21 protein-coding genes are annotated in these 20,258 nt (G+C 72.5%); 12 read left to right on the forward strand and 9 right to left on the reverse strand.

Annotation, left to right across the window (positions count from 1 at the left end; genetic code table 11):
• Window positions 1–5: 5 nt before the first annotated feature.
• Window positions 6–857, reverse strand: a complete 852-nt coding sequence (locus OG898_RS21490; RefSeq protein WP_266958695.1) for a class I SAM-dependent methyltransferase — start codon at window positions 855–857, stop codon at window positions 6–8.
• 56 nt (window positions 858–913) lie between these two features.
• Window positions 914–1,567 carry a response regulator transcription factor gene (locus OG898_RS21495; protein ID WP_250744945.1) on the reverse strand — a complete coding sequence of 218 codons (654 nt, stop codon included), beginning with the start codon at window positions 1,565–1,567 and terminating at the stop codon, window positions 914–916.
• A 237-nt stretch (window positions 1,568–1,804) separates the two neighbouring features.
• Between OG898_RS21495 and OG898_RS21500 the strand changes: the two genes are divergently transcribed.
• From OG898_RS21500 to OG898_RS21515, 4 genes are all read left to right on the forward strand, one after another.
• Entirely contained in the window at window positions 1,805–2,986 is a 1,182-nt protein-coding gene (locus OG898_RS21500; RefSeq protein WP_266958697.1) for a peptidoglycan DD-metalloendopeptidase family protein, read from the forward strand.
• 133 nt (window positions 2,987–3,119) lie between these two features.
• Window positions 3,120–4,316 (forward strand): sensor histidine kinase, encoded by a 1,197-nt coding sequence (locus OG898_RS21505; RefSeq protein ID WP_266958699.1) that lies wholly within the window; start codon window positions 3,120–3,122, stop codon window positions 4,314–4,316.
• A gap of 127 nt (window positions 4,317–4,443) precedes the next feature.
• The gene (locus OG898_RS21510; RefSeq protein WP_112447913.1) at window positions 4,444–4,647 is read left to right on the forward strand and encodes a cold-shock protein; all 204 of its coding nucleotides are present in this window, start codon (window positions 4,444–4,446) and stop codon (window positions 4,645–4,647) included.
• 249 nt (window positions 4,648–4,896) lie between these two features.
• Window positions 4,897–6,462: a DEAD/DEAH box helicase gene (locus OG898_RS21515; protein WP_308313496.1), complete on the forward strand. Its 1,566-nt coding sequence runs from the start codon at window positions 4,897–4,899 to the stop codon at window positions 6,460–6,462.
• Window positions 6,463–6,564: 102 nt separating this feature from the next.
• Here the strand turns inward: OG898_RS21515 and OG898_RS21520 are convergent, their stop codons facing one another.
• The 5 genes from OG898_RS21520 to OG898_RS21540 are packed head-to-tail and all read right to left on the reverse strand — an operon-like array spanning window position 6,565 to window position 11,024.
• A complete protein-coding gene (locus OG898_RS21520; protein ID WP_250744949.1) occupies window positions 6,565–7,497 on the reverse strand; it encodes a tyrosine-protein phosphatase in 933 nt (310 codons plus the stop codon).
• Window positions 7,498–7,528: 31 nt separating this feature from the next.
• Window positions 7,529–8,635, reverse strand: coding sequence for a nitronate monooxygenase family protein (locus OG898_RS21525; protein WP_266958702.1), 1,107 nt, complete (start codon window positions 8,633–8,635; stop codon window positions 7,529–7,531).
• A gap of 3 nt (window positions 8,636–8,638) precedes the next feature.
• Window positions 8,639–9,391 carry a CoA-transferase subunit beta gene (locus tag OG898_RS21530; RefSeq protein WP_250744951.1) on the reverse strand — a complete coding sequence of 251 codons (753 nt, stop codon included), beginning with the start codon at window positions 9,389–9,391 and terminating at the stop codon, window positions 8,639–8,641.
• The gene (locus tag OG898_RS21535; protein WP_266958704.1) at window positions 9,388–10,239 is read right to left on the reverse strand and encodes a CoA transferase subunit A; all 852 of its coding nucleotides are present in this window, start codon (window positions 10,237–10,239) and stop codon (window positions 9,388–9,390) included. Before OG898_RS21535 ends, OG898_RS21530 begins: the two co-directional genes overlap by 4 nt.
• Window positions 10,236–11,024 (reverse strand): enoyl-CoA hydratase family protein, encoded by a 789-nt coding sequence (locus OG898_RS21540; RefSeq protein ID WP_266958706.1) that lies wholly within the window; start codon window positions 11,022–11,024, stop codon window positions 10,236–10,238. The genes OG898_RS21535 and OG898_RS21540 overlap by 4 nt, the downstream gene beginning before the upstream one ends.
• A 56-nt stretch (window positions 11,025–11,080) precedes the next feature.
• Here OG898_RS21540 and OG898_RS21545 point away from each other — a divergent pair, with 56 nt between their 5' ends.
• Together OG898_RS21545 and OG898_RS21550 are read left to right on the forward strand one after the other, a co-directional pair.
• The gene (locus OG898_RS21545) at window positions 11,081–11,845 is read left to right on the forward strand and encodes an SDR family oxidoreductase (RefSeq protein ID WP_266958708.1); all 765 of its coding nucleotides are present in this window, start codon (window positions 11,081–11,083) and stop codon (window positions 11,843–11,845) included.
• Window position 11,846: 1 nt separating this feature from the next.
• The gene (locus tag OG898_RS21550; RefSeq protein ID WP_266958710.1) at window positions 11,847–12,755 is read left to right on the forward strand and encodes an SDR family oxidoreductase; all 909 of its coding nucleotides are present in this window, start codon (window positions 11,847–11,849) and stop codon (window positions 12,753–12,755) included.
• Window positions 12,756–12,946: 191 nt separating this feature from the next.
• On the opposite strand, the gene OG898_RS21555 is transcribed toward OG898_RS21550, so the two are convergent.
• Window positions 12,947–13,606 (reverse strand): hypothetical protein, encoded by a 660-nt coding sequence (locus OG898_RS21555; RefSeq protein ID WP_266958712.1) that lies wholly within the window; start codon window positions 13,604–13,606, stop codon window positions 12,947–12,949.
• Between the two features lie 262 nt (window positions 13,607–13,868).
• Here OG898_RS21555 and OG898_RS21560 point away from each other — a divergent pair, with 262 nt between their 5' ends.
• From OG898_RS21560 to OG898_RS21585, 6 genes are read left to right on the forward strand one after another with little or no spacing between them, the layout of a single operon-like run.
• A complete protein-coding gene (locus OG898_RS21560; protein ID WP_266958714.1) occupies window positions 13,869–14,651 on the forward strand; it encodes a 2-keto-4-pentenoate hydratase in 783 nt (260 codons plus the stop codon).
• Between the two features lie 15 nt (window positions 14,652–14,666).
• Window positions 14,667–15,569 (forward strand): acetaldehyde dehydrogenase (acetylating), encoded by a 903-nt coding sequence (locus tag OG898_RS21565; protein WP_266958716.1) that lies wholly within the window; start codon window positions 14,667–14,669, stop codon window positions 15,567–15,569.
• The gene (gene dmpG / locus OG898_RS21570) at window positions 15,566–16,603 is read left to right on the forward strand and encodes a 4-hydroxy-2-oxovalerate aldolase (RefSeq protein ID WP_250744959.1); all 1,038 of its coding nucleotides are present in this window, start codon (window positions 15,566–15,568) and stop codon (window positions 16,601–16,603) included. The genes OG898_RS21565 and dmpG overlap by 4 nt, the downstream gene beginning before the upstream one ends.
• A gap of 53 nt (window positions 16,604–16,656) precedes the next feature.
• Window positions 16,657–17,796 carry a Rieske 2Fe-2S domain-containing protein gene (locus OG898_RS21575; RefSeq protein ID WP_250744960.1) on the forward strand — a complete coding sequence of 380 codons (1,140 nt, stop codon included), beginning with the start codon at window positions 16,657–16,659 and terminating at the stop codon, window positions 17,794–17,796.
• Window positions 17,796–18,026, forward strand: a complete 231-nt coding sequence (locus tag OG898_RS21580; protein WP_250744961.1) for a ferredoxin — start codon at window positions 17,796–17,798, stop codon at window positions 18,024–18,026. The genes OG898_RS21575 and OG898_RS21580 overlap by 1 nt, the downstream gene beginning before the upstream one ends.
• Window positions 18,019–19,119 (forward strand): ferredoxin--NADP reductase, encoded by a 1,101-nt coding sequence (locus OG898_RS21585; protein ID WP_250744962.1) that lies wholly within the window; start codon window positions 18,019–18,021, stop codon window positions 19,117–19,119. Before OG898_RS21580 ends, OG898_RS21585 begins: the two co-directional genes overlap by 8 nt.
• A gap of 85 nt (window positions 19,120–19,204) precedes the next feature.
• On the opposite strand, the gene OG898_RS21590 is transcribed toward OG898_RS21585, so the two are convergent.
• Window positions 19,205–20,086, reverse strand: a complete 882-nt coding sequence (locus OG898_RS21590) for an IclR family transcriptional regulator (RefSeq protein WP_250744963.1) — start codon at window positions 20,084–20,086, stop codon at window positions 19,205–19,207.
• Window positions 20,087–20,258: the final 172 nt, after the last annotated feature.

A 20,258-nucleotide genomic window follows, 5' to 3' on the forward strand; every position in this document is an offset into this window, starting at 1 on the left:
CAGCCTCACGTGCCCGGGGCGCCGTCCGCTAGTGCTGCGACCGCACCGTCTCGGATGACGGCCACACTGAGCGTGACCACGTAGGGCTCCTCCACCGTCCCGTCCGGAAAGAGCGGATCCAGCCGCTCCCGCTCGGCGTCCAGGAACTCCCGCGTGCCCGCCTCGCCCAGCAGCAGGAAAGCGGAGTGGCTGGCCAGGTTCGCCAGGTGGGCCTCCAGCGGGATCCGCCGGGACCACGGGACGCTCCGCGTGGCGAAACCGGAGTCGAGGCCGGAGCCGAGGCCGCGCGGCAGCGTCCGGTAGCCCAGCGCCTGGGCGCTCCCGCCGACCGCGCCGGACCCGCCCGCGACCGCGCCGCCCGGGCCGCCGGCCCCGAAGAAGGCACGGATCCGCTCGGCCTGCCCCGCGACCCAGTCGGCCGACTCGTCCAGGTCGTTCCACCAGATCGCGAGCGCCCCGCCGGGCTTGAGCACCCGGCGCGCCTCGGGCACGGACCGCGCCGGATCCGTCCAGTGCCAGGCCTGGGCGTACGTCAGGAAGTCGAAGGCGGCCCCGGCCAGCGGCAGCCGGTCCCCGTCCCCGCGCACGATCGGGATCCCCGGCCGGGTGCGCCGGAACTCCGCCGCCATCCCGTCCCCGGGCTCCACCGCCACCACCTCGGCGCCCCGGGCGCGCATCGGCGCCGTCCCGATCCCCGTTCCCGCCCCCACGTCGGCGACCCGGGCCCCGGCGAACCGGCGCCCGGCCAGCTCCTCGACGGCGTCGTACAGCGCCTCGGGATAGCCGGGCCGGTGCTGCCCGTAGAGAGCGGCGGCGCTGTCGAAGGACCGGGCCCGGGAGCGGGGAGTCGTCGTCATGGCGCCCATTGTTTTCGATCACGCACTGCTCCGGCCAGACCGCTTCGGGACAGCGGTCAGGCGGCGCGGACCAGCCCCGCCTCGTAGGCGAGGATCGCGGCCTGGGTCCGGTTCGAGAGGTCGAGCTGCGTCAGGATCCGCGAGACGTACGTCTTCACGCTCGCCGGGGACAGGTGCAGCGCCTCCGCTATCTGCAGGTTCGTCCGGCCCTCGCCGACCAGCGCGAGGACGTCCCGCTCGCCGGGGGACAGGGTGGAGAGCTGCTCCGCGTGGTCGGGCGCCTCGGTGCGGGTGTCCGCCCGTTCCAGCAGCACCCGCATCACCCCGGGCGCCAGCGCGCTGCCGCCCGCCGCCACCGTGCGGATGCCGGCGAAGAGCTCCTCGGGGCGCAGGTCCTTCAGCAGGAATCCGGCCGCTCCGGCCCGCAGCGCGTCCAGGACCAGGTCGTCCGCCGTGTAGCCGGTGAGGACGAGCACGCGCGGCGGCTCCGGCAGCCGCAGCAGCTGCAAGGTGGCCTCCATGCCGTCGACCTTCGGCATGACCAGGTCCATCAGCACCACGTCCGGCCGGTACGTGCGCGCCAGCGGCACCGCCTCGGCCCCGTCGGCGGCTTCCGCGACCACCTCGATGTCGGGCGCGCTCGCGAGCAGGGTCACCAGTCCCGACCGTATGAGGCTCTGGTCGTCGACCACCATCACGCGGATCGTCATGTGACCCACCTCTCCAGAATCCCCTGAATGCCCATCTTATTGCGGACATTACCGCCATATAGGGACTTAAGTCCGCCCAACCCTCCCTCCCCAGTCCCCTTTTGCTGCCCGTCCTGTCCTCTTTCGGCGACTTCGGCGACCCCCCGTCCTCCCGGACGGTGGTTACCGAGGCAGAACGCACCACCGCTTCACCCGGTGCACCGGCCTCCGCAATGTCCCCGAAGTCAGGAACTCCGCATGTCTTTCCCGTCTGCTCGTACCCTCGCCGGTCTCGTTGTCGCCGGTATCGCCGCACCCGCCGCCGTGGGTCTCGTGGCACAGCCCGCGTCCGCCGCGTCGGTCGGCACGTGGGACAAGGTCGCCCAGTGCGAGTCCACCAACGACTGGAGCATCGACACTGGCAACGGCTACTACGGCGGCCTGCAGTTCTCCTCCAGCACGTGGGCGGAGTTCGGCGGCCGGCAGTACGCCCCCCAGGCCGACCAGGCCACCAAGGCGCAGCAGATCGCCATCGCCGAGAAGGTCCTGGCGACCCAGGGCCCCGGCGCCTGGCCCTCCTGCGGCAAGCTCGCCGGCCTCCAGCGCGGCGGCCCGGCCCCCGAGGCCCCGGCGGCCGCCAACAGGGGTACGGGCACCTCGACCGCGAACAAGAACGCCGAGGCCCCGGCAGCCCCTGCGGCCCCGAAGCGCGCCCAGGGCGCCAACAGCTACACCGTCGTCAGCGGCGACACCCTCGGCACCATCGGTTCCGAACTGGGCGTCAGCTGGCAGACCCTCTACTCCGAGAACCGCTCCGTGATCGGGTCCAACCCGGACATGATCCTCCCGGGCCAGCGCCTCGCGTACGGCTCCGGCGGCTCCTCCGACTCCGGCAGCAGCACCCCGGCCGCGCCGAAGTCCTCCAGCTCGTCCGGCTCCTCGAAGTCCTCCGGCTCCTCGAAGTCCTCCGGCACCTCGAAGTCCTCCGGCTCCTCCGAGTCCTCCGAGTCTTCGGCCAGTCGCTCCAGCAGCAGCGCCGAGGGCGTCCTGCCCGTCTCGGGCGGCAGCATCTCCGCCCGTTACCACCAGGCGGGCGGCTGGGCGGCCGGGTACCACACCGGCATCGACTTCGCGGTGTCCACCGGCACCCCGGTCCGGGCCGCGGCCGCGGGCACCGTCGTCTCCTCCGGCTGGCAGGGCGCGTACGGCAACGCCGTGGTCATCAAGCACGACGACGGCCGCTACACCCTCTCCGCCCACCTGTCCTCGGCGACCGCCTCCGAAGGTGAGCGCGTCTCCGCCGGCGAGCAGATCGGCCGCTCCGGCAACACCGGCAACTCCACCGGCCCGCACCTCCACTTCGAGGTGCGCTCCAGCAACAGCTACGGCGCCGACATCAACCCGGTCACCTGGCTGAACGGCCTCGGCGTCTCCCTGTAACGGACGGCCGAGCCACCCAGAACACGTCCCCCCGGGATGCCCCTTCGGCGGAAGAAGGGCAACCTGGGGGGACGTTTTGGCATGCTCTGCGCACTTTTATGCGCAGAGGGGGAGGGGTGGAGTCATGCAGGCCGTGCCCGGTCGCACCGGACAGCTGCTGGAACGGGGTCTGCGGACCCTGACGGGGGAGAGCGGCGGGGCTCCGGACCCGGTACGGGCCCGCCGCACGGACAGCTGGCTCGCCCTGCTCTGCGGACTGCTCACCACCCTCAACCTCCACGACGTCCACCGCTTCGGCCTCGTCACCGACTACCCCACGAGCCTGGCCGCCGGCTGGCTCGCGGCCGTCTCGCTGCTCTGGCGCCGCTCCCACCCCTGGATCCCGGCCCTCGCGGCCACCGCCGCCACCGTCGTCTCCGACGACCGCGGCCCCCTCGTCTTCGCCGCCTACGCCCTGGCCGCGTACGGCCGGTCCCACCGCTGGGTCGGGGTCCTGCTGATGGGCGTCGTCTACGCCACCACCCGGGACCTGTTCCTGCCGCTCGGGTACGCGGGGCGCGACCCCGCCTCCTTCGTCCTCGGCTCCATCCTCGTGCCCGCCCTGTACGGGGAGACCGTGCGGCGCAACCGGCACGTCATGACCGCGCTGCGCGAGCGGGCCCGCCAGGCCCACGCCGCCGTGGACCAGGCGGCCGACCTCGCCGTCGTCCAGGAACGCACCCGTTTGGCCCAGCGCACCCACGACGGGCTCGGCCACCGCCTCACCGCCCTCACGATGCAGGCCGCCGCCCTGCGCCTGGACGCCGAGGCCGACCCCCGGGTCCGGGAGGCCGCCGGCGCCGTGGAGGAATCGGCGCGGGCCGCGATGGCCGAGGTCAGGGAGGTGCTGGACATGCTGACCGACCCCGCGGGCAGCCGCGCGTACACCTCACCCGTGGACGTGGGCCGCTTCCTCGGCTCCCTGGCCCGGAACATGCGGGCCACCGGCATGGAGATCACCCACCGCACCCAGCCCGGCCTGGGGTCCTTCCCGGCCGCCGACGGGCGGCTGCTGCTGCGGATAGCCCGCGAGGGGCTCACCAACGCGGCGAAGTACGCCCCCGGCTCCGCCGTTCGGATGAATCTGTACGCCGAGGACGGGGAGGTCCGCCTCGACGTGGTCAACACCGCCCCGGAGGGGGAGAGGATCGTCCTCGACTCCGGTGGGATGGGCATTCCGGGGCTCCGGCGCGCCCTCGCGGAGGTGGGCGGGAAGCTGCGCGCCGGATCCACGCAGGACGGAGGTCACATGCTCGCGGCGACACTCCCCGACCGACGTGTGCTAGCTTAGAGCTCGTTGCAGTTGTGGTACCCATGAACTTTATGTGCGCCTGACGGGAATGCTCCGACAGGCGCTTTTATTGTTTTGCCGGAATCTCCGGATGGGGCCCTTTGCCGCCTATTCAGGAGATTCAAAAATGGCACTTGGCACCGTGAAGTGGTTCAACTCGGAAAAGGGCTTCGGCTTCATCGAGCAGGACGGTGGCGGCCCGGACGTCTTCGCCCACTACTCGAACATCGCCACCCAGGGCTTCCGTGAGCTCAACGAGGGCCAGCGCGTGTCCTTCGACGTCACCCAGGGCCAGAAGGGCCCCCAGGCGGAGAACATCCTCCCCGCCTAAGGCAGTCAGCACGCCGGGGTCCGCACCGAGTAGGTGCGGGCCCCGGCTTGTCTGCTGTTTCGAACCATTTGCTTGCAGCGTTTTCTGCAGTACCTGCCGGTTTCAGGAGGGCTTTCTCGCATGACCAGCTCCAGCTCCGCACGACCCAGCCGCCGCCCCACCCGGGGTCGAGGTGCGGCCCAGGGACGTCCGAAGGCTGGCGCGGGACGGCAGAAGTCCGCCCCCGTAGCCAGGCCCCAAGAATTCACCATGCCCGAACCGCTGACCCCGGCCCTGCCGCCGGTGGACTCGTTCGGGGACATGGACATGCCCGAGGCGCTGCTGAAGACCCTCGCCGCCCAGGGCGTCACCGAGCCGTTCCCGATCCAGGCCGCGACGCTGCCGAACTCCCTCGTCGGCCGTGACCTGCTCGGCCGCGGCCGTACCGGCTCCGGTAAGACGCTGGCCTTCGGCCTGGCCGTGCTGACCCGCACCGCCGGCCGCCGCGCCCAGCCGAAGCAGCCGCTCGCCCTGGTCCTCGTACCGACCCGTGAGCTCGCGCAGCAGGTCACCGACGCGATGTCGCCGTACGCCACGGCCGTCAACCTGCGCATCACGACCGTCGTCGGCGGCATGTCGATCAACCGGCAGTCCGGCGCCCTGCGCCGCGGCGCCGAGGTGCTCGTCGCCACCCCCGGCCGCCTGAAGGACCTCATCGACCGCGGTGACGCCGACCTCTCCCAGGTCTCCATCACGGTCCTCGACGAGGCCGACCAGATGACCGACATGGGCTTCATGCCGCAGGTCACCGCCCTGCTCAAGCAGGTCCAGCCCGAGGGCCAGACCATGCTGTTCTCGGCGACCCTCGACAAGAACATCGACAAGCTCGTCAAGATGTTCCTGCACGACCCGGTCGCCTTCTCCGTCGACCCGTCCGCCGGCGCGGTCAGCACGATGGAGCACCACGTCCTGTACGTCATGGACGAGACCGACAAGAAGGCCGTGGCCACGCGCATAGCCGCTCGCGACGGCCGGGTGATCATGTTCGTCGACACCAAGCGCGGGGTCGACCGCATGGTCAAGAAGCTCCTCGCCGACGGCGTCCGCGCCTCCGGCCTGCACGGCGGCCGCTCGCAGCCGCAGCGCAACCGGACCCTCGACTGGTTCAAGACGGGCGAGGTCACCGCGCTGGTCGCCACCAACGTGGCCGCGCGAGGCATCCACATCGACGACCTCGACCTCGTCGTCAACGTGGACCCGCCGACCGACCACAAGGACTACCTGCACCGCGGCGGCCGTACCGCCCGCGCCGGCGAGTCCGGCAGCGTCGTCACCCTGGTCCTGCCCGACCAGAAGCGCGACATGACCCGCCTGATGTCGGACGCCGGGATCTCCCCGCGCACCGCGCAGATCAAGTCCTCCGACGAGGAGCTCGCGCGCATCACCGGCGCCAAGGAGCCCTCGGGCATCCCGGTCGTCATGGACGTCCCGCAGGCCACCCCGCCGCGCCAGCGCTCCGCCGGCCAGGCCGGCGGCGGCTCCGGCGGTGGCGCGCGCCGCCGCTCGGGCGGTCCGCGCACCGGCTCCGGCACGGGTGCGGCTCCGGCCGCCGGGGGCGGCCGCGGCCGTCGTACCGGTGGTGGCGGCGCCGCCGGGCAGGCTCCGGCCTCCGGTTCCGGCCAGGCCCGCCGTGGCCAGGGCGGTCAAGGCGGCTCCACGGGCGGTTCCGGCGAGCGCGGCCGACGCACCGGAGGCGCCCCCTCCGGTGGTGCGGCCGCAGCTTCGGCCCGCAGCCGCGTGGGCGGCGCCGGCCAGGGACGCCGCCGCTCCGCCTGATCGGATCGGACCCGTACGAACCACTGCGCCGGGCGGCACACGCCGCCCGGCGCAGTGGTGTTTTGGGCGCCGTGGTGTTTCCGGGTACAACCGGTTCGGTGCCTAGCGGACCATCTTCACCTGGAGCTTCGCCAGGGTCCGCAGGTCCAGGCCGAGGCCGTCGGTCAGGTAGCCGTAGAGGCTGCCGTAGTCGGCCTCCATCTGCGTGGTCGCCGCGTCCAGGTAGTCCTGGCGGACCTCCTGGAGCGGGATCAGCAGATCGGGGTTCTGCATCCGGCCGGATGCCTTGATGCCCGCCCGCACCTGGGCGTCGTACGCCGCGCGGAAGGTGTTCGAGGCCAGGTAGTCGCGCTCGGCCGTGGCCTTCGGGACGGCCAGGGCGTTCAGCAGGACGTAGCTCATCCAGCCCGTCCTGTCCTTGCCCGAGGTGCAGTGGTACAGCAGCGGGCCCTGGTTCCCGTCGGCGATCTCGCGGAGGGTGGTCGCGAACTGCGCCCGGTTCTCGGGATTGGTCACGAACGCGCGGTAGACGTCGCGCATGTACGCCTCGCCGCGGCCGCCGCCGAGCATCTGCTCCTGCTTCACGGGATCACCGCTGCCTATCGCGGACATCAGCAGCCCGTACAGGCCGTTGTCGTTGACCGGGCGGGCGGTGGAGGCCAGACCGGCGGGCAGCTTGTCGGCGCCGTCGTACTGGACCTCCATGGGGATGCGGAAATCGAGGACCTTCTTGAGGCCCAGACCGCCCACGGTGGTGATGTCCGAGGGGGTCAGCTTGCCCAGTGCATCGGAGCGGTAGACCAGTCCCTGACGAACGCGGCCTCCCGTCCAGGTGCGGTAGCCACCGAGGTCGCGGACGTTGACCGCGCCCTGGAGGGGGATCTGGCGGATCGTTTCCGCCGGCTGCGTGTGCCAGGGGTGACGCGAGGCGGCGGCACTGTCGGCCGGCGCGGCGTACGCGGCGGCGGGCAGGGTCCCGATGGCGAGGGCGGAGGCGAGCACCGCGGTCGCCAGGCGGATTCGGGCACGGCTCATCTGGGGCAACTCCTGTAACGGAGAAGGGGAATCACCCTGGTGGTGGCAGGGTGCCGAGCGGGTGAGGGGGGAGGGGGCGATGCTGTGGGGGAGTGAGGCCGTGCAGCCGTTCCAGCACGGCGTGCGCCTCGGCCATGACGCGGGTGACGAGCTCCGCACAGGACGGCAGATCCTCGATCACGCCCGCGACCTGGCCCGATGCCATGACACCGAGGTCCGTACGGCCCTCGACCATGGACGCCTTGAGGAGCATGGGGGTGTTCGCGGCGAGCAGCACCTGGCTCCAGGACAGGTCCTTGCCGTGTTTCATCGCGAGGCCGTCCCGGACCATCTCCGCCCAGGTCAGACCCGAGAGCTTCTTGAAGCCGGCCGCGTGCCGCACCGCCTTGGCCAGCGCCTTCGCCCGCCCGGCCCGCTCCAGGGAAGCGACCAGCTCGCTGCGCAGCATCCGGTGCGGGAGCCCGTCCACGGCCGTGGTGACGGTGACGTCCTTCACGGTCGCCTTCAGGTACTCGGCCTTCACCGCGTCCGGGACCGTCGAGTCGGAGGTCAGCAGGAACCGGGTGCCCATCGCGATGCCCGCGGCCCCGTAGGCCAGCGCCGCCACCAGACCGCGGCCGTCGCTGAAACCGCCCGCCGCGATCACCGGGATGTCCACCGCATCGACCACCTGCGGCAGCAGCACGGTCGTGGCCACGTCACCGGTGTGACCGCCGCCCTCGCCGCCCTGCACGATCACCGCGTCCGCACCCCACGCCGCGACCTTCTCGGCGTGCCGGCGGGCCCCGATCGAGGGGATCACGACCACGCCCGCGTCCTTGAGCCGCGCGATCAGCTCCTTGGACGGGGCGAGCGCGAAGGAGGCCACCCGGACGCCCTCGTCGATGATCAGCTGCGCCCGCTCGGCCGCGTCCCCGGCGTCCGCGCGCAGATTCACCCCGAACGGGGCGTCCGTACGGGACTTGACCTCGTGGACCGCCGCCCGCAGCTGCTCCATCGTCATGGTCGCCGAGGCCAGGATGCCGAGCGCCCCCGCGTTGGCCGCCCCCGACACCAGGCGCGGACCGGCCACCCAGCCCATGCCCGTCTGCACGATCGGATGCTCGACCCCGACCAGCTTGGTGAATGCCGTCTCCATCGGTCAGACCCGCACTTCCCGGTCGCGCAGGCCCTTGGGGTCGATGACCTCACGGATCAGCCGCAGCTCCTGCGCCGTCGGCTCCCGCGTGTACGGGACCTCCGCGGGGAGGTCCAGCTCGAAGCCGGTCGCCGCCCGGAGCTGCTCCACCGTGACCCCGGGGTGCAGGGAGACCAGGCGCATGGCGTGGTCGGGGCCGGAGAAGTCGAAGACGCCGAGATCGCTGACCACACGGGGGAGCCGGTGGAACCGGGTCACCCCGGCCGCCTCCGCGCGGTCGTAGCCCACGCCGCTCACCATGTCGACGCGCTCGACGAACACCCGGGTGGAGTGCTTGGGGATCCAGTAGCTCACCGGGTTGTTCAGGGTGTTCACCGGGGCGCCGCGCACGCCGAGGAGCTGGCGGGCCGGCTGTTCCCAGTCACCGATGCAGGAGATGTTCTGGTTGCCGAACCGGTCGATCTGGCTGGCGCCCATCATCACGTGCCGGCGGCCTCCGGTGACCATCGTCAGGTGACGGCGGTACGGGAGCCAGCCCTCGGCCGAGCCGTCGAGCCCGACCAGCATGGCTTCGCCGTCGGTCAGCAGCAGGTCGGGGGAGAACGTCCGCTTCGCCAGCCGGGCCCCGAAGGAGGGCACCAGGCCCATCGGGCTGGCCAGCACCTCGCCGTTGTCCCGCCAGGCTTCGGCGCAGGCGATCACGCAGTACTCGGCGCGGGTGACCGCGGCTGTCGTCGTCGTGGAGGGCGTGCTCACTTCTGCTCCTCGTGCCAGGCCTGGACGGCCGACTGGTAGGCGTGCTCGCTGCCGCCGGAGAGGAAGCGCTCGGCGAACTCGGGCCAGGGGGTGGTCGCGTACAGCTTCTGGAAGGCCTCGTCGCGGCCGTAGTCGGGGGCGCAGGAGGTGAAGTGCGCACCGTTCGGGGTCTCCACGACCCCGGTCACCGAGTGCCGGCTGACGAGCAGGGACTGCGGCGGCCCGGACTTGGAGAGCTCCGCGGTCTCCACGATCTGCTCGCAGGAGACGTAGGCGGCGTCGGCGGCCTCGCAGAAGAGGTCGTCGAAGTACGGGTCCGGGCCCAGGTACTGGGCGTTGCCGAGCCGGTCCGCGCGGTTGAGGTGGACCAGCGCGGCGTCCATGCGCAGGGCGGGGACCGCCACGAACTCCTCCCCGTCGGCGTACGGGGAGGTGACGGTGCGCAGCTCGGGGTTGACGCGCATGACGTCGGAGCCGAGGCCGGAGCGGACCGGGAGGAAGGGCAGCCGGTTGACGGCCGCGTGCAGGCCCCACATGAACATGGCCTCGTCGAGCTCGGTGAGGGCGAAGGCGCCGCTCTCGCGGGCGGCCCGGTAGTGCGGCTCCAGCGGGATGGAGTCGAGGGTGACGAAGGGGGTGACCAGCTTGCGGATCCGGCCCGCGGCGGCGAGGAGGCCGACGTCGGGGCCGCCGTACGAGATCACGGTGAGATCGGTGATCTCGGAGCGGAGCAGTGCCCGCACCAGGGCCATGGGCTTGCGCCGCGAACCCCAGCCGCCGATGCCGACGGTCATCCCGCTGCGCAGTCGGCCGACCGCCTCGTCGGGGGTCATGGTCTTGTCGGTCATGCCGATTCCGCCTTTGCTCCGCTGGTTTCGGTGGGTCCGCTGGTTCCGCTGCTGCCGAAGGTGTCGCGGACCCGGTCGGCCACGCCGCTGAGGTTGGCCTCGAAGGTGAAGCCCTGCTCGAAGCGGTAGCTGCGGCGCACGTCCACGGGGTCGATGCCGTTGATGGCGGCCTTGGCGAGCCGGATGAGGTAGCCGTCCTTCTTGGCGATCTCGGCTGCCAGCTCCAGTGCCGCCGCCCGCAGTTCCTCGCGCGGCACGACCTTCCACACCGAGCCGTGCGCGTGCAGTTCGGCGGCGGTGGCGGTGCGCGAGGTGTAGTACAGGGTCCGCATCATGTGCTGCGGGACGAGCCGGGCCAGGTGGGTGGCGGCCCCGAGGGCGCCCCGGTCCAGTTCCGGCAGTCCGAAGGTCGCGTCCTCGGAGGCGACGATGGCGTCGGCGTTGCCGACCAGGCCGATCCCGCCGCCGAGGCAGAAGCCGTTCACGGCCGCCACGACGGGGACCTCGCACTCGTAGACGGCGGCGAAGGCCTCGTAGCAGCCCCGGTTGGCGCCGATGAGCGAGGCGTGGCCGGTGTCGCGCTGCATTTCCTTGATGTCGACGCCGGCGTTGAACCCGCGGCCCTCGGCGGCGAGGACCACGCAGCGGACCTCGGGGTCGCGGCCGGCCGCGCGCAGGGCGTCGGCCAGGTCGTACCAGCCCTGCACGGGCAGTGCGTTGACGGGTGGGAAGTCGACTGTGACGAGTGCGATGCCCTTGTCGGGGCTTGAGGTGGAGACACCCATGAGCGGATCAGCTACCTTTCCACCAAACATTTGTTAGGTGAGGAAGGTAGCAGTCGATGGAGCTCAACGGGAGGGTTGTCGTCGTCACCGGCGGAACCCGGGGCGTCGGCGCCGGGATCGCGCGGTCGTTCCTCGCGGCGGGGGCCGAGGTCGTCGTCTGCGCGCGCCGGCCACCGGAGGAACCGGTGGCGGTGGAGGGCCGCTCGGCGTCGTTCACCGCCGTCGACCTGCGCAATCCGGCCGCCGTACAGGACTTCTTCGGCGCCGTCGCCCGGGGCCACGGGCGGCTCGACTGCCTGGTCAACAACGCCGGCGGAACCCCGTACCGGCTGCTGGGGGAGGGCGAGGCCGAGCGCCACGCGCGCGTCGTCGAGCTCAACCTGATCGCCCCGATGACCGCCTCGGTCGCCGCGTACCCCTGGCTCCGGGAGAGCCGGGGCTCGATCGTCATGATCGGCAGCGTCAGCGGGACCCGGCCCTCGCCGGGCACCGCGGCCTACGGGGCGGCGAAGGCGGGCCTGGAGAACCTGGCCCGCTCCATGGCCGTGGAATGGGCCCCCGAGGTACGGGTCAACTCGCTGGTCCTGGGCATGGTGCGGACCGAGCTGTCGCACCTGCACTACGGCGACGAGAGCGGGATCGCGGCCGTCGGCGCGACCGTACCGCTGGGACGGCTGGCGGAACCCTCGGACGTGGGCGAAGCGGCCGTCTTCCTGGCCTCCGACCGGGCGGGGTACGTGAGCGGGGCGAGCCTGCTCGTGCACGGGGGCGGCGAACGGCCGGCGTTTTTGGATGCGGCAACTGCGAACAAGGAGAGCTGACATGGGACTTGCCGAAGGCCGTGTGGTCATCGTGACGGGCGCCGGACGGGGGCTGGGCCGCGCCCACGCGCTGGCCTTCGCCGAGGAGGGGGCGCGGGTCGTGGTCAACGACCTCGGCGTCGGCCTGGACGGGCTCCCCGGGCCGGAGAGCCCGGCGGCGCTCGTCGTCGCCGAGATCCGGGCCAAGGGCGGGGAGGCGGTGGCGCACGGCGGTGACATCGCCACGGCGGAAGGCGCGGCGTCACTGGTCGAGACGGCCGTCTCGACCTTCGGGCGGCTGGACACCCTGGTCAACAACGCCGGGTTCCTGCGCGACCGGATGCTCGTGAACCTGGACGAGGACGACTGGGACGCCGTGATGCGGGTCCACCTGAAGGGGCACTTCCTGCCGCTGAAGCACGCGGCGGCCTACTGGCGGGCCGAGGCGAAGGAAGGCCGCCAGGTGGCCGCGCGGGTCGTGAACACCTCCTCGGGGGCGGGGCTCCTCGGGTCCGTGGGCCAGGGCAACTACAGCGCGGCCAAGGCCGGGATCCTGGGGCTGACCCTGGTGTCGGCCGCGGAGATGGGCCGCTACGGGGTCCAGGTCAACGCGATCGCCCCCGCGGCGCGGACCCGGATGACGGAGCAGACCTTCGCGGACACCATGGCCGCCCCGGAAGCCGGGGCCTTCGACGCCATGGCCCCCGAGAACGTGTCCCCGCTGGTCGTCTGGCTCGGCTCCGACGCCTCGGCCGGGGTCACGGGCCGCGTCTTCGAGGCCGAGGGCGGCCGCATCACGGTGATGGAGGGCTGGCGGCCGGGCCCCACGGCCGACTGCGGAACGCGGTGGACTCCGTCGGAGGCGGGGGAGGCGACGACGAAGCTCCTGGCGGAGTCGGAGCGACCACGGCCGGTGTACGGGGCCCGCTGAGGCGGGGGCGGGGGCAGGGCCAGGATCAGGGCCGGGGTCAGGGCCAGGGCCGGGGAGGGCGTCGGCTGCGGCCCTGGCCCGGGCCCGCTGATCGGGTCCGTGGCCCCCGGGTGCGCATCGTGGTGCGGCCCCGCTCCGCGCCGATCGCGGCTGCGGGGCGGGTCGGCGCGGTGCAGGGCGGGTCCGCTGCGTCAGCGGGTGGCGGGCTTCGGCGTGGGGGTGGGCGTGGGCGTGGGGGTCGGCTTCGGGGCGGGGGCGGCCGGTTCCACCACGAAGTCGTACTCGTGGATCGTCCCCGCGTGACCGCAGACGCCGTCCGGGCCGGCGTACCGGGCGAACTCGAAGGCGAAGCCGTCGCCGGCCTTCGACCGGCGGTCGGCCATGACGCGCATGCGGACGTCGGAGCGGGCGCCGGGCTTCAGGACCCCGGAGACGGTGGCGAAGTCGGACACGCGCGTGGGCATCGGCCGCCACTTCTTCGCGGCCCGGTCGTACCACTGGACGGTGAGCCCGAGGCGCGCGGAGGGGACGCCGGCTCCCCAGGCCGAGACGTCCACGTTCGTCCCGACGGCCTTCAGCGGGCCCGTGGAGACGTTCACCGTGCGGAACGTGAAGGTGGACCAGGTTCCCGCGACGAGCCGGGTGGGGAACCCCAGCAGCTCGGTGGTGACCCGGTCGGCCTGGGTCCAGGACGTGCAGGACGCGAACGGGTCGGTGGGCGCCGTCACGGCCGTCGGAGCGGCAGCGGTGGCAGCAGCGGCGGAAGCAGCGGCGGGCGTCGCGGTCAGGAGTACGGCAGGCGCCACGACGGTCGTCGCGGCCAGGGTCGCCAGGGTGCGGCGAAGGTTCATCGGTCTCTCTCTGCTGGTGGTGGCCACGGTGCCGGTCCGGACGCTCCGGCGGCACCGGAGGCTCGCGCGCGGCGCGATGGCGCGAGCGCGAGCCGTAGGCAAGACCCCGGAACGGCCTGCGGGGTTGCCCGCGACCCACGGATTTCCGTCCGGACGGGCCTTTCCCGGTGGCCGGGAAAACGCCCTCCCGGCGCCGGATGCGGGCCGTCTAGCCTCGCCGCACCGAACCCGCCCCCCCCCGCACGCACGCAAGGACCCGCACATGCTCTCGGACCGCCACCGGCTCCACGTCGCGCAGCAGCTGCGATCCGCCGAGCACGGGCGGACGCCCGTCGCACCGCTCGGCGCCCGCTTCCCCGGGATCGACACCGAGGACGCCTACGAGATCCAGCTCCTCAACATCCGCCACCGCCTCGCGGCCGGCGACCGCGTCACCGGGCACAAGGTCGGGCTGTCGTCCCCCGTCATGCAGGCCATGATGGGCGTCGACGAGCCCGACTATGGGCACCTGCTGCACTCCATGGAGCTGTACGAGGACACCCCGGTGCCCGTGGCCGCGTACTGCGCGCCGCGCGTCGAGGTCGAGGTCGGCTTCGTGCTCGGCGCCGACCTCCCCGGCGAGGGCTGCACCGTCGCCGACGTCCTGGCCGCCACCGAGCGGGTCGTCCCGGCCCTGGAGCTCATCGACAGCCGGATCGCCGACTGGCGGATCACCATCGCCGACACCATCGCCGACAACGCCTCCTCCGCCGGATACGTCATCGGCGAGGGACGCGACCCGCGCGAGCTGGACCTGAAGGCCGTCGACGCCACCCTGACCAGCGGATCCGAGACCCTGGTGAGCGGCCGCAGCGACGCCGTGCTCGGCGATCCGGCCGCCTCCGTCGCCTGGCTGGCCCGTACCGTCGCCCGCTTCGGGGTCCAGCTCCGCAAGGGCCACCTCATCCTGCCCGGGTCCTGCACCCGCGCCGTGGACGTAGCCGCCGGGCGGACGTACACCGCCGACTTCACCGGGCTCGGCCCGGTGTCCCTCTCCTTCATCTGATCCATCTGAGGTGCCATGACGAACACGCCGAAAGCGACCGCCGCCATCGTCGGCTCCGGGAACATCGGGACCGACCTGCTCTACAAGCTCCTGCGCTCCCCGCACATAGAACCCCGCTGGATGATCGGCGTGGACCCCGACAGCGAGGGCCTGGCCCGCGCCCGCCGCGCCGGACTCGAAGCCTCCCACGCGGGCGTGGACTGGCTGCTGGCCCAGGACGAGCTGCCGGACCTGGTCTTCGAGGCCACCTCCGCCTACGTGCACCGCTCCAACGCCCCGCGCTACGCCGAACTCGGCATCAAGGCCGTCGACCTGACCCCCGCCGCCGTCGGTCCCGCGGTCGTCCCGCCCGCGAACCTGACCGCCCACCTGGACCGGGCCAACGTCAACATGATCACCTGCGGCGGCCAGGCCACCATCCCCATGGTGTACGCCGTCTCCCGCGTGGTCCCCGTCGCCTACGCGGAGATCGTCGCATCGGTCGCCTCCGTCTCGGCCGGCCCGGGCACCCGCGCCAACATCGACGAGTTCACCCGTACCACCTCCCGGGGCATCGAGGAGATCGGCGGCGCCGCCCGCGGCAAGGCCGTCATCATCCTCAACCCCGCCGATCCACCGGTCATCATGCGCGACACCGTCTTCTGCGCGATCCCCGCCGACGCCGACCGCGAGGCCATCGCGGCCTCCGTCAAACAGGTCGCCGAGGACGTGGCCTCGTACGTACCCGGCTACCGGCTGCGCACCGAGCCGCAGTTCGACGACCCCTCCCCGCTCAACGGCGGCATGGCCCGGGTCGCGATCTTCCTGGAGGTGGAGGGCGCCGGCGACTACCTGCCGCCCTACGCCGGAAACCTCGACATCATGACCGCCGCCGCCACCAAGGTCGGCGAGGAGTTCGCGAAGGGACTGCAGGCATGACGGACCGCCCGAGCTACTCGGCCACCCTCGACATCCGGATCACCGACTCCTCCCTGCGCGACGGCTCGCACGCCAAGCGCCACCAGTTCACGGGCGAGGACGTACGGTCGATCGTCTCCGCCCTCGACGGCGCGGGGGTCCCCGTCATCGAGGTCACGCACGGCGACGGACTCGGCGGGTCCTCCTTCAACTACGGCTTCTCCAAGACCCCCGAGCAGGAGCTCATCAAGATCGCCGCCGAGACGGCGCGCCAGGCGAAGATCGCCTTCCTGATGCTTCCGGGCCTCGGCGTGAAGGACGACATCCGCGCCGCCCACGGCAACGGCGGGCAGATCTGCCGGATCGCCACCCACTGCACCGAGGCCGACATCTCCGTCCAGCACTTCGGGCTCGCCCGCGAGATGGGCCTGGAGACCGTCGGCTTCCTGATGATGGCCCACTCCACCACCCCCGAGAACCTGGCCCGGCAGGCCCGGATCATGGCCGACGCCGGCTGCCAGTGCGTGTACGTGGTCGACTCGGCCGGCGCCATGGTCATGGACGAGGTCACCGACCGGGTCGCGGCGCTCGTCGCCGAACTCGGCGACGACGCCCAGGTCGGCTTCCACGGCCACGAGAACCTCGGCCTGGGCGTGGGCAATTCGGTCGCCGCCGTCCGCGCCGGCGCGCTCCAGATCGACGGCTCCACCCGGCGCCTCGGCGCGGGAGCCGGGAACACGCCCGTCGAGGCCTTCGCCGCCGTCTGCCGCAAGATGGGCATCCGCACCGGCATCGACGTCCTGAAGATCATCGACGCGGCCGAGGACGTGGTCCGCCCCGTCATGGACGACGAGTGCACCCTCGACCGCATGGCCCTGCTCATGGGCCACGCCGGCGTCTACTCCAGCTTCCTCAAGCACGCCTACCGGCAGGCCGAGCGCTACGGGGTCTCCGGCGCGCAGATCCTCCTGCGCGCGGGCGAACGCCGCCTCGTCGGCGGCCAGGAGGACCAGCTCATCGACATCGCGCTCGAACTCGCCGCCGAAGCCCGCTAGTCACCCCCCCCATCCCCGCGCAGCACACCCACAACGAAGTGGAGGGCCACCCCGTGACCGCAATCGAAGAAGAGCCCCGCGTCATCGAAGCCGCCGCCGTGCCCGCGAGGTTCGCCCGCGGCTGGCACTGCCTGGGACTCGCGGCCTCCTTCAAGGACGGAACCCCGCACGAGATCCAGGCCTTCGGGACCAAGCTCGTCGTCTTCCAGGGGGCCGACTCCGGCGAGCTGAGCATCCTGAACGCCTACTGCCCCCACATGGGCGGCAACCTCGCCCACGGCACCGTCAAGGGCGACACCGTCGCCTGCCCCTTCCACGACTGGCGCTGGTCCGGGGACGGCCGCTGCGCCGCCATCCCCTACGCCCGGCGGGTCCCGCCGCGCGCCAGGACCCGCGCCTGGACCTCCCTGGAGCGCAACGGCCAGCTCTACGTCTGGCACGACCCGGAGGGCAACCCGCCGCCGCCCGAGGTCACGATCCCCGTCATCGAGGGCGTCGGCGACCCCGAGTGGAGCGACTGGAGCTGGAACTTCCTGCGCGTCGAGAACTCCAACTGCCGCGAGATCGTCGACAACGTCGTCGACATGGCGCACTTCTACTACGTGCACTACGCCTTCCCGCACTACTTCAAGAACGTCTTCGACGGTCACGTCGCCACCCAGTACATGGAGTCCACCCCGCGCGGCGACGTGGACCTCGGCACCCTCTCCACCGGCGGCGGCCTGCGCTCGGACGCCTCGTACTACGGTCCCTCGTACATGATCGACAAGCTGTGGAGCGACATCGGCGGCGGCGTCGAACTCGAATCGGTCCTCATCAACTGCCATTACCCGATCGACGAGAACAGCTTCATGCTCATGTACGGGACCATCGTCAAGAAGCTCCCCGGCATGAGCGACGAACAGGCCGCCGAGGCCGCCCGGCTCACCTCCGAGGGCCTCGCCGTCGGCTTCGAGCAGGACGTCGAGATCTGGAAGAACAAGACCCGCATCGACAACCCCCTCCTCACCGAGGAGGACGGCCCCGTCTACCAGCTCCGCCGCTGGTACGAGCAGTTCTACGTGGACGCCGCCGACGTCAAGGACGAGATGGTCCGCCGCTTCGAGTTCGAGATCGACACCGCCCGCGCCACCGCCGCCTGGAAGGCCGAGGTCGCCGAGAACCTCGCCCGCCGCGCGGCCGGGACCCCGTGATGACCCCCGTCGCGTGCGGGGAGTGCGCCGCCGTGGTGCTGTGCGAGAAGTTCAGCCCCGCCCACACCCAGGTCCAGTGGACCGAGGAGGCCGGAGCGGTCTGCCCGCGCATCGCGGCCGAGGTCGCGGCGGGCCGGCCCAGCGCCCGCGTCCGCTCCTGCGAGGCCCTGCGCGCGGGCATCGAGGCCGCCGTCCTGGCGGGCCGCCTGGAGGTGCCGGCCGATGTCTGACACCGACGCCTCTACGAAGTCCCGCGCCGCGGGGGTACGGAGCCCGGCCCCGGCTGCCGCCCCGGGCGGAGCCGGCGGCAGGCTGCCGGTCCGCGTCACGGACCGGATCCAGGAGACCCCCGAGGCGGTCTCCCTCGTGCTCGACGCGGAACTCCCGTACCGCCCGGGACAGTTCCTGACCGTCCGGGTGCCCTCGCCGGGCGGGGCGGGCGCCGAGGCCCGCTGCTACTCCCTGGCCGGCTCCCCGCACGCGGGGGACCCGCTGCGCATCACCGTCAAACGGGTCCCCGGCGGCGTCGGCTCCGGCTGGCTGTGCCAGGACGTGCGCATCGGCGACGAGCTGGAGATCCTGCCCCCCGCCGGCACCTTCACCCCGCCCGACCTGGACCAGGACCTGCTGCTGGTGGCGGGGGGCAGCGGGATCACCCCGGTGCTGTCGATCGCGAAGTCGGCGCTCCTGGCCGGCCGGGGCCACGTCGCGCTCGTGTACGCCAACCGCGACCCCGGCTCGGTGATCTTCCGCGACGAGCTGTGGGGGCTCGCCGAGGAACACCCCGGGCGGCTCACCGTCGTGCACTGGCTGGAAACCCTCCAGGGACTGCCGACCGCCCCGCAGCTGGGCCCGCTCGTGGCCCCGTACGCGAACCGCGAGACCTACCTGTGCGGACCCGCTCCGCTGATGGACGCGGCGGAGACGGCGATTCGCTCCGCGGGCGGACGGGGGCGGGCGATCCACCGCGAGCGGTACTTCTCCCTCAGCGGGGACGTCTTCGCCCCGGCGGGGGCGAACCCGGGGGAGGCGGCCCCGGACCCGGGCGGCGCGACCGCCGAGGTGGAGTTCGAGGGGGTCTGGCACACCGTCGGCTGGGGACGGCAGACCCCACTGCTGACCGCGCTGCTCGCCGCGGGCGTCCCCGCCCCGTACTCCTGCCGGGAAGGCGCGTGCAGCGCCTGCTGCTGCCGGGTGCTGGAGGGCGAGGTCAAGATGGTCCGCAACGAGGTCCTGGCCCCCGAGGACCTGGCCGAGGGCTACGTCCTGGCCTGCCAGGCCCTGCCGCTCGGCGACCGCATCCGCATCAGCTACGACGGCTGAACGCCGCCGACGACCGCGGGCCCGGCCCCCTGGCGAGGGGTCGGGCCCGTAGTCGTTCACTCGTGCGTTGGGATACCACTACCCACTACATCCACTCGCTGAACCGCAGCCACCCCATCATGTTGTCCAGCGCCTGCGCCGAGACCGCCGGCTCCAGGTCCCGCGCCGGCGCGGCAGCCGCCCGCCCCGGCCGGCCCGGCCCGTACAGCTCCCGCCATACCGACCGCGCGCAGGCCAGTACCGCCGGCGCCAGGCGGGCCGTCTCCCGGTCGCCCCGGCAGGAGGACACCGACACGGCGGCCACGGCCCGCCCGGCGCCCCGCAGCGGAGCGGCCACGCAGGAGATGCCCCGGAAGCTCTCCTCCCGGTCGTACGCCACCCCGCGCTCGCGGACAGCCGCCAGCTCCGAACGCAGCGCCAGCGGCCGGATCAGGGTGCGCGCGGTGCGCGGGCGCAGCCCCTGCGCGAGGACGTGCTCCACCGCGGCGGGATCGCTGAACGCGAGGATCGCCTTCCCGGCGGCCGTGCAGTACGCCGGCATCCTGCCGCCGACCCGCGAGGGCACCGTGGTGGCCTCCGAGCCGCCGATCCGCTCCAGGCACACCACCTCGGCCCCGTCGAGCACCGACAGGTGCACGACCCGGCCCGTCTGCTCGTGCAGCGCGTGCAGCAGCGGCAGCGCGGCCCGGCGCAGCCGGTTGTGGTGGGAGGCGAGCGCGCCCAGCTCCAGCATGCGCATGCCCATGCGGTAGTCCCGGCCCTCGCGGTCCAGCCAGCGCAACTGCACCAGCTGGTCGAGGATCCGGTGGGCGGAAGAACGTGGGATTCCGGAGCGGCGCACGACCTCGGTGAGCGACAGCCGCGGCTGTGGACCTTCGAAGGCACCCAGCACTTTCGCGGCCTTCTCCAGCAGCGAAAGCGGTGCGAGCTCGGTCTCCGCGACCTGCTCCATGAACTGGTCAAGCACGACAAAACCCCCTGCGTGAGGCGTTGGGGCGACCCTGCCACGCGCCCCCGACCGGAGGGAAGCACCCGGAGGTGTCTATTTCATTCAGTAATACTTCAAGTAGTCGTTCCGAGGAGTTCCGGGGGAGTTCCGAAGAGCTCGGACGAGCTTCCCGCTCAGCGGGAACAGCTCG

It is taken from the genome of Streptomyces sp. NBC_00193, from assembly GCF_026342735.1.
GTDB lineage: Bacteria > Actinomycetota > Actinomycetes > Streptomycetales > Streptomycetaceae > Streptomyces > Streptomyces stoeckheimensis.